Origin of the sequence: Oribacterium sp. P6A1, from assembly GCF_000702885.1 — a bacterium.
In the GTDB taxonomy this organism is placed as follows: domain Bacteria; phylum Bacillota; class Clostridia; order Lachnospirales; family Lachnospiraceae; genus Oribacterium.
Genome location: NZ_JNKO01000018.1, coordinates 49381 through 58288, shown reverse-complemented (window position 1 = coordinate 58288; position 8908 = coordinate 49381). Strand labels below are relative to the sequence as shown.

General features: G+C 42.2%; 6 protein-coding genes. 2 read left to right on the top strand and 4 right to left on the bottom strand.

The genetic code is table 11. The annotated features are described in order from the left end of the window. Positions 1 to 197 precede the first annotated feature (197 nt). Positions 198 to 1565, top strand: a complete 1368-nt coding sequence (locus T515_RS11655) for an ABC transporter substrate-binding protein (protein WP_036611260.1) — start codon at positions 198 to 200, stop codon at positions 1563 to 1565. A gap of 369 nt (positions 1566 to 1934) precedes the next feature. Further along, positions 1935 to 3890 (top strand): EAL domain-containing protein, encoded by a 1956-nt coding sequence (locus tag T515_RS11650; protein ID WP_197026440.1) that lies wholly within the window; start codon positions 1935 to 1937, stop codon positions 3888 to 3890. On the opposite strand, the gene T515_RS11645 is transcribed toward T515_RS11650, so the two are convergent. The 4 genes from T515_RS11645 to T515_RS16745 all read right to left on the bottom strand — a co-directional run bounded on the left by T515_RS11645 (position 3848) and on the right by T515_RS16745 (position 8508). Continuing rightward, positions 3848 to 5146 carry an MFS transporter gene (locus T515_RS11645; protein WP_051671679.1) on the bottom strand — a complete coding sequence of 433 codons (1299 nt, stop codon included), beginning with the start codon at positions 5144 to 5146 and terminating at the stop codon, positions 3848 to 3850. The two genes, T515_RS11650 and T515_RS11645, sit on opposite strands and share 43 nt — an antisense overlap. A 124-nt stretch (positions 5147 to 5270) precedes the next feature. After that, on the bottom strand, positions 5271 to 6191 hold the full coding sequence (locus T515_RS11640; protein ID WP_036611256.1) for a DMT family transporter: 921 nt from the start codon (positions 6189 to 6191) through the stop codon (positions 5271 to 5273). A 240-nt stretch (positions 6192 to 6431) separates the two neighbouring features. Then, the gene (locus tag T515_RS11635; RefSeq protein WP_155988365.1) at positions 6432 to 7202 is read right to left on the bottom strand and encodes a hypothetical protein; all 771 of its coding nucleotides are present in this window, start codon (positions 7200 to 7202) and stop codon (positions 6432 to 6434) included. Between the two features lie 121 nt (positions 7203 to 7323). Then, a complete protein-coding gene (locus T515_RS16745; RefSeq protein ID WP_051671678.1) occupies positions 7324 to 8508 on the bottom strand; it encodes a helix-turn-helix transcriptional regulator in 1185 nt (394 codons plus the stop codon). Between the last annotated feature and the right edge of the window lie 400 nt (positions 8509 to 8908).

The following is an 8908-nucleotide window of genomic DNA, read 5'->3' as shown; positions in this document are numbered from 1 at the left end:
AGTGTCATAAGTCTTCCTCCACTTGTGCTTGCACAAAAGTGGAGGATAGACTTCATGACACGCCCCACATGGAGCACGAAAGGACGATTTATCGGCCTGAGAGTGCGGAATGTGGGAGGAACGCGAGAGCGCTTAGCGCGAAGCGGTCCGATATCGACTTTTGACACTAACATCATAATATTTAAAAGGAGGACATTATGAAACTAAGTAAACTGACTTCAGTACTTCTGGTCTTTGCTGTTACCGGCTCCATGCTTGCAGGCTGTGGGGCATCATCGGGGGCAGGGGTTGCAGCCGGAACACAGGCACAGGAACAGACCGCATCAACAGAGGCTGTCAAAGATTCTCAGGCAGCTACAGAAAAGGCAACGGAAGCTGCAGGTGCAACCGGAGAGGTAAGCGGTGAACCTATCAGGATAGGTGCCATGTATGCATTATCGGGAGACAAGGCTGCAATAGGTACCAATATCATGCGTGGCGTGGATTTTGCTGTTGAAGAGATAAATGCAGCAGGGGGAGTAAACGGCAGACCTATAGAAATCGTTCGAGGTGATACACAGGGTGATCCAAAGGTAGCAAGATCTGTGGCAGAACGTCTCATCACACAGGACAAAGTAAATGCCATCATGGGATGCCATCAGTCAACACTTACAGAAATCGTTGCCAAGGTATGTGAGCAGTATAAGATACCTATGGTAACAGCCATTTCTACAGTAGACAGTATTTCAACAGGAGGACTCCAGTATTTCTTCCGTCTTTGCCCGCTTAACTCAGTATATGTGGAAGATATGGTCAAGTATATAAAAGATTCTTCCGAACAGACCGGTAAAGAAGTAAAGACTGTTTCGATTTTTGCGGATAATTCCCAGATCGGACAGGAAATCATTCGCTGCGTTAATCTCTACGCACCAAAGTATGACCTTGAGATCGTGAAGGAAGTTCAGTATTCAAGCGGTGCTGCGGATCTCACCTCAGAGGTCCTCGCTCTTAAAGAAGCCAATGCAGATGCAGTTATCTGCGAGTCATATATAGCAGATGCAATTCTTTTTACAAAGACTCTTAAGGAGCAGAATTATCAGCCTCCTATCATAATTGCCAAGGCGAACGGTTTTGCGGATCCGTCATATATCCCGTCAACAGAGGGAATCTCCAACGGTATAACAACTGTTGTGGAATTCAATCCGGATCTTAAGAAGGGTGTTGAGACTAATGAGAGGTTCAAGGCTCAATTTGATGTAGATATGAACGGACATTCAGCAGAGTCTTATACTGTGGTATGGCTTCTTAAGACAGCTTTTGAACAGGCCGGCACAACAGACGGAACTGCTGTTAAGGATGTCCTTGATAAGATCGATATCAAGGATTCATTCCCTAACGGTCCTGACATCATCCTTCCTTATAATGAAATCAAATTTGAGGATTATGAGTTTGATGGTGCACAGCATACAAATGATAATATTCACTCTTCTGTTGCTGTGGCTCAGATTCAGGATGGTACATTCAAGACTGTATGGCCTTTTGACTTTACAGATACAAAGATCGAATATCCGGCACCTCTGTCATAACGTATATTTCTATAACAATATTTTTCTCCTGATAAACATAAAATACAGTACCGGTAAACTTATGGATGCAGCTTTTTGACTCAGGTACGAGATGCATTCGAGGTATCAACTTGTTGAACGGTAAACAGACGGATGCAGCTCTGAAACCAAAGGGGCTGCATCTGTTTTTGGTTTATTAACTTCCCGGGGTTCATTTAGCGAAATTAAGGACCGGGCTCTCCGTATAACAGACCGGACTTCGAAATCAAAATAAAGTTCATTTATACTGTTGTCAGTTTGGTTCGATAATAATAGTGGCAGGTAAAAATCGTAAATGCCTATTCTTAATATATGTACCGTTATGAGAACTACGGCGAGATGGAGAGTGATATGATAAATTGGATAAGTCCCTTTAATTATGATTTCGCAATAGCTACTTTGCCGGTACAGATCATACTTCTCGTGTTTTATGGATTCAGAAGAAATCTTCCGTTGATGCAGAGTTACTGCTTTTGGTATATCCTGATCTCCAATTTTGTGATGACAACTGCGGATATCATTTCCTGTGAAATGAATGAGATATGGAAAGAATTTCCGTTATGGATCATGTATGCGGTAAACCACGCATATTTCCTGGGATTTATACTGAGGGGTTTTTTTCTGTTTGTATACACTGTTGAAGCCTCAAGATTTTATAATAAGCACTACTTTTGGATCAGGATGATAGTCTCTCTTCCGGCGGCAGCAGCCGTTATGCTTATTCTGTCTTCTCCCTGGACAGCGGCTATCTATACTTTTTCAGCGGATGGTTATCATAACTGTTCTTTCTACCCTGTCATATACTTCAGCACGTATTTTTATATCGGGTGTTCACTGGTGATCATCGCGATGAATTGGGGCAAAATGACAAGACGTATACGGGCAGGACTTCTTTCCTATAACCTTTTACTTTTATTCGGAATACTTGTCAGAAAACAGTTCTATCATATGCTGGTGACAAGTTACTTCAGTCTGCTTTCTATAATGATAATATTTCTTACATCAGAAAATCCTGACTTATACAGAGACTCAGGCACGGGTTTTCTCAACAAGAATGCACTTTATCTCATAGGAAAGGATATTCAGAATAAGAATATACCATTCAGTCTCATGACTATTTCTCTGCATAATTTTGGGACTCTGAAAGCTATATACAGCATGGAGCAGATAAAAGAAACTCTTAAAATAGTAGCTTCTTGGCTTGCCGAGAACTATCCGGATGAATTCTTGTTCTGGACAGAAAACGGAAGCTTTATAATTCTGTTTAAGGGACATCAGAATAAGGCTGTTTCTGTGATGACAGAAGAGTGGAAAGAAAAATATACTCATCTGATTCGAATCTGCGACAACTATTTTCCGGTAAATATAAGTATGATGCTGCTTTCCGAGGAAATGATAAGTAAGCACAGCCCCATCATAAGTGATATAGCCAGATATGCTATAGTAAATTCATATTCCGAAAATCGCCGTGATAATTTTTCTTTTACAGAAGAAATGATTGAGAATGTAAAGAGGCAGAGGGATGTAGAAAAAGCCATAAAGCGTGCGATGGCCGAAAACAGATTTGAAGTATATTTTCAGCCTATATACTCGGTTAAGACAGGGAAAATCGAAGGTGCGGAAGCCCTTGCGAGGCTGAAGGATCCTGATATCGGGAATATTCCGCCTGTTGAATTTATACAGACAGCCGAAAGAAACGGTGACATCATAGAGATAGGTAAACAGATTTTTGAGAGGGTTTGCGCCTTTCTTGAAAATGTGGATACGGAAAAACTAGGACTGAGATTCATCAGTGTTAATCTTTCACCTATCCAGTGTATAAGCCGCAGTCTTTCCGATGACCTGTATGAAATTGCCAAACGGCATGGAATACCCATGAGCCTGTTTGATTTTGAGATAACCGAGTCCATGATAGATGACTATACTATGATACTGACTACCATAGCAGGACTCAGCGCAAAAGGGTCGGAGTTTTTCCTTGATGATTTCGGAACAGGAGCTGCAAATCTCAACAGCCTGGTAAATCTGCCGATTCATGTTGTAAAAATCGATATGAGCTTTGTATGGTCATATTTTGAAGGTAAGGCCGGTTTTTTACCCGACCTTATCAACCTGTTTAAACATTCTAAAATGGGGGTAATAGTCGAAGGCATAGAGACTATAGATATGAAAAATAAGATGGAAGAGCTTGGGTGCGATTATGAGCAGGGCTACTTTTTCTCCAAGCCTCTTCCTCCCGAGGATTTCATAACCTTCATGACAGATCATACCGCTTGTGCGACAGACTTTGACTCTGCCTTGATATGACCGGTTCGTTTTACAAATCTGACCAGCACCATGATGCAGATCATGTCGATGAAAAGGGCAATGGCTATGCTTCCGATTCCTGTTGCGATGCCGAAGTTCTCTGCGATAACACCTACTATTGTGGGCATGACAATGGAGCCGAGGCTTGCACTGGTGAGGATAAAGCTCCAGGCAAGGCTGTACTTCCTGATGAGCTCACCTGCAAAGGAAACGGTTGTGGCATAGATGCCGGCCATGGAGAAACCGAAGCCCATTATACCGATGATGATTGGAAGGGTGGTTCTGGACAGTATAAGCACTATGAAGAAGAGAACTATGCCTACGCCCATGGCGGGAAGCAGGTTCTCTTTTTTTACCTTAGTTGAAAGGAAAGCTGTTGTGAGTCTTCCTAAGAGGATCATCACCCAAAGAATACTTGCGGTGACCTGAGCGAGATTTGGCTGAAGGAGTCCGGTGTCCTTGAAATAGGTGATCATCCATCCGATGACACCCTGTTCCGCACATAAATAGAAGAACAGTGTAGCTATACATATATAAAAGAGCGGCTCCCTGAAAAATCCAAAGGCTGCAGCAGGCTTCCCGGTTTTTCTTTCGTTTGCCGGGCATGCGCCGGATGTCTTCGGGTTCATATCCTGATCGGCGGATATGTCTGAAGATTTATCTACAGGTTTCTTTTTGCCGGAATGGCTTCCGGACTCGGCATCCTCCGGCATCAGATAGTAGAAAAGACATGTCATGACACCGAGAACGGCGAGGAATACGCAGGCGTATACCCAGTTCTGACTCTCGTTTCTGGTCATGAGCATCAGAATAAGAGGAAATAAGAAGGCGCCGACCGCAAAAAAGGCATGGAGACAATTCAGTGCCCAGGCCATGCCGGTGGCGATGGAGTTGATCTTTGCATTGCAGTAATTACTTGAGGCTCCTCTTGCAATTCCTGTTGCCAGGAAGGAAAAAACAAGAAGGAATCTGTAGTTTCCAAGAAGTATCAGGAGAAAAGAAATAGGGAAGAAGCTTTCAAAGAAGAGAATGCTTTTTTTCTTTCCTATAAGCATGGGAAGTGCCCCTGAAAAGAAGCTGGAGCAAAGGTTTCCTATGGAATGAAGACTTACCAGAAGTCCGCAGAATGCATAATCGAGACCGAAGGCATCCCGGAGGAACGGCAGCAGGGAACCGATGGAAAGAGCCAGCATTCCGTTTGTTACGAAAGCAGAGAAGCAAAGAATAAATTGTTTTCTTTTTGTTTTGTCAGTCATGGAATTCACCTTCTTAAAATAATTCTTATATATAGGCCGAGACGCAGATTAGCTGTATCGAAGCCCAAATAATTCATTACATCCTTTCGGAAGCTTGATCTAAAAGATCCGGAAGTCAAGTGGCTTATGAATTGAATAGTTTCTTTTTAAAATCCGGAGCAGGCAGCTGTGCCAGAACTACAGCCAGAAACACGATGGCGCAGCCCAGCATTTCTCTGAGACTCAGACTTTCCTTCAGAATGAGCCATCCGAATACAACTGCAAAAACGGATTCCATGCTCATAAGAAGCGGAGCGATAGTCGGACTGGTACGGCTTTGCGCAAGTATCTGCAATGTGTAGGCCACACCGCTTGACAGGATTCCTGCATACAGGATGGTGACTTTTGCATCCCATATAGCGGAAAATGAAGGCGTTTCAAAAAGCAGTGTAGGGACGATAGATAGGATTCCTACTGTCAGAAACTGGACACAGGATATCAGGACTCCGTCTGTAAACTGGGTGGCGAAGTGGTCTATGACCATGATATGGAAAGAGTAGGCAACTGCGCAAAGAAGACAGTAGAAATCACCTTTACCTATAGAAAAACCGTCTTTGATGCACAGAAGATAAAATCCGAATATTGCCATCAGGACATAAATCCATATAATCCTGGCAATTTTCTTACCCATAAGTATTCCCATTATAGGAACTATGACGATATAAAGGGCGGTGATGAACCCTGCTTTTCCGGCTGTTGTGGAACTGATGCCTACCTGCTGGAGATTGCTGGCCACGAAGAGTACCATGCCACATATTATTCCACCTGTCACTGAGCTGTGATTCAGCTTTTGCTCCTGACGTTCGGAAAGGGGATGCTGTCTCAGAAATCTTTTTCTGAAGAATATTACAAGGGGTATGAGTACCAGAAAGCCGATGAAGCTTCTCGTTGTGTTGTAGGTAAAAGGTCCTACATATTCCATTCCCGCACTCTGGGCAACAAAGGCTGAACCCCAGATCAAGGAAGTGATCAAAAGCATCATGTTACCCTGAAATTGTCTGTTCATGAAATTACCTCGCTGTCAAAAAATCAGAATATCAAAATAGTCACAATCAGATTATTATAAACCTCTCCCATCATTCAAGCCAACCGAAAGAAATATGATTTTATTCATGAATTAAGGAAAAATGAAGATGAGCTGATATTTTTAAATATATGTTGTGGTATATATTGTGGGAGCTAAATAAGCAATTAATACAAAAGCATCGATGATTTAAACGTCATCGATGCTTTTAACGATTAATGATTATGATTTTTGTTTATTGATATACGCTTCCATTTCTTTAATAAATTCACCTTCACTTTCGCCTGCTTTTTCGGCGGCGACTGAAACATCTATGATTTTATCAATGACTAAAGAGAATAATATAGATTTGCTTCCTTCTATACGTCCCTCTTCCCGGCCCTGCTTAAGCCATCTGTCTTCCTGAAGTTCAAGTACCTGTCCGCCCAAGAGATTCACCATCCTTTCACGTAAAGTCGAATTAAGATTTCTTGATATATGTATGAGAATGATTTTTGAAAGTTCAGCAAGCTTACGGGTGTCATCTTCAGAGATGATATCTTTCTCGCAAGCTTCCTTTAATCTGCCGAAATAATCCTGCAGTTCTGAATATATCTTATCATATTCGGGGTCTTCCGAATCTGATATTTTTATTAAACGCTTTTCATACCTTATAGCATAAAACGGTATTAAAAAGAATAACCTGTCGTTGTATATATCGTCTGCAGAATATGCAGTAATATTCATTACGGGAACAGGCAGCAGTATTTCCTGATCTTGATATTTATAGACTATGCTCATTTGTGAAACTTTAGAGGAATCTCCGGGGCCTCTCAGATTGATAAGACCGGAATTCGGAAGACGGATAATGACTGTATTCGAAATATGGTTATGTTCTGCATTATCAAGTGCTATTCGAAGGTTATATTCTGCCAGTCTGAAAAGGATGCTTCCATCTTCAGTGGATTGACATATACCTCTACTCTTACAGAAGTTTGTGGAATTATTAATCACAGAACGTGATATGAATTATTGAAGCAGGATTGAAGGACCCTGTATGGGAGATGATATCAGATATTATTTGATTTGCATATGGTCTGAATTTAGACTACATAATTTGTGATTCCGGAATTTCTCACGAAGCTCCAAACCGCTTTCTGTATGTGCTGGGAGTCATACCGTATTCTTTCTTGAAGCACTTGACAAAGTAATTGGAATCAAGTATTCCAACGGAAGCAGCTATCTCCTGTATAGATGAATCGGTCTGTCTCAGGAGGTCGGCTGCTTTTTTTGCGCGGATGTGGTTAAGATATGCCATAGGCGTAGTGCCGGTCTCTTTTTTGAACAGGTGACTGATGGCACTGCTGCTGATGCTGAGTTCAGATGCCAGTTCCTCAAGGGTCAGAGACTTTTCGAAGTCATTTTCCAAAAGATATATGAGACTTTGTACGGTGGTGCTGTACTTGTTCTCACGATAAGCTTTTATGACATCACAGTACTCCCTGATAAGTCTTTCGTGCTCCTGGTATATGCTGTCAATGCTTCGTGCCTTGGTTATGTTGAAAGAACTTTGGCCGGATATACGGTCATTTATTTCGGCGGGGAGTCCGGCATTTACGGCACCTATACGAATAAGGGTTCTGGTAATGCCGGCGGATACTCTGGCTGTTTCGAGAGTGTGGCCGATTTTCGTGTATGAAACTGCCTTGTGCAGGAAGTGCCATGCCTCCAGAGCCTCTGTGAAATCACCTCTTTCGACAGCATTCATAAGACGTTTTTCATTGCTGTAATGCTCACGTACAAGCTGGGTGCGGAGCTCCTTTTTTTCAGTTGAAGCCTCGATGTATGAAGAAGAGGGTGATAGCGCATAGAGCTTAACATTTCGTATGGTCTCATCTCCGGTGACTTCGGAAAAGAGGATATTGAGATGATACTGTACATTCTGCTGAGGCTTTACGGTGTAGCGGCTTCTTTGACGGGCAAGATCTTCTGGTGAAAGGTCTTTGATTTTCAGGTGAGAGAGGAGTATGGTGATTTCTTCGGTGGAAAGAAGCTCTGTGCAGTAGGGACCGTAGGCAACAGGGATATCCCGGCATTTACCAAAGAGAAATTTTATGCGGAAAGGGTCTTCATACAGCAGTAAATCAGAGTCGTTTAATGCTGAAAACAGCTCATTCAGCTCCTTTTCTGAAAAGAGCTGCTGAGACGGGTGGATACGGTATTTGTTTATAAATTCAGAAATGGCGTTTTCGGAGTCAAAAACGTGAACCGGAATCAGTTCCAGATTTTCGAGAAAGCGGCAGGCGTCATAAAGATTCATAGCATTTATCCGGTCAAAGCCGACATAGATTCGTTTCGTGCAATTCTCCCGCTACCGTGCGGGTATAAGTGTGATATAGACGTATGAAATATATGTCAAAATTAAATGTCGTTGTACCGGAAACTCCTTTCTGTGAGTGATTGTGAAAAAATATTAGCACAGCGTGCATTATATTGCTATATCATCAAAAATATTCTAATGCAAAGAACGACCTACTGCTATAATGTCACCATCAGCTGAATCGATTCAAATTAATAACCGGTACGGTATCGTTTGTACTGACATCTGTTTAGTACAACGAGGATCCTTGCCGGATGATATGGGTGGCATAGACAGGGTCACCTGATATCTTCAGAATTAAAACTACATTCCGGAATGGATATAAGAAGTCTGCCGGAAT

Excerpts from the sequence above, each read along its gene's own strand:
- T515_RS11655 (WP_036611260.1), top strand. The coding sequence starts at position 198 with ATGAAACTAAGTAAACTGACTTCAGTACTTCTGGTCTTTGCTGTTACC.
- T515_RS11650 (WP_197026440.1), top strand. The coding sequence starts at position 1,935 with ATGATAAATTGGATAAGTCCCTTTAATTATGATTTCGCAATAGCTACT.
- T515_RS11645 (WP_051671679.1), bottom strand. The coding sequence starts at position 5,146 with ATGACTGACAAAACAAAAAGAAAACAATTTATTCTTTGCTTCTCTGCT.
- T515_RS11640 (WP_036611256.1), bottom strand. The coding sequence starts at position 6,191 with ATGAACAGACAATTTCAGGGTAACATGATGCTTTTGATCACTTCCTTG.
- T515_RS16745 (WP_051671678.1), bottom strand. The coding sequence starts at position 8,508 with ATGAATCTTTATGACGCCTGCCGCTTTCTCGAAAATCTGGAACTGATT.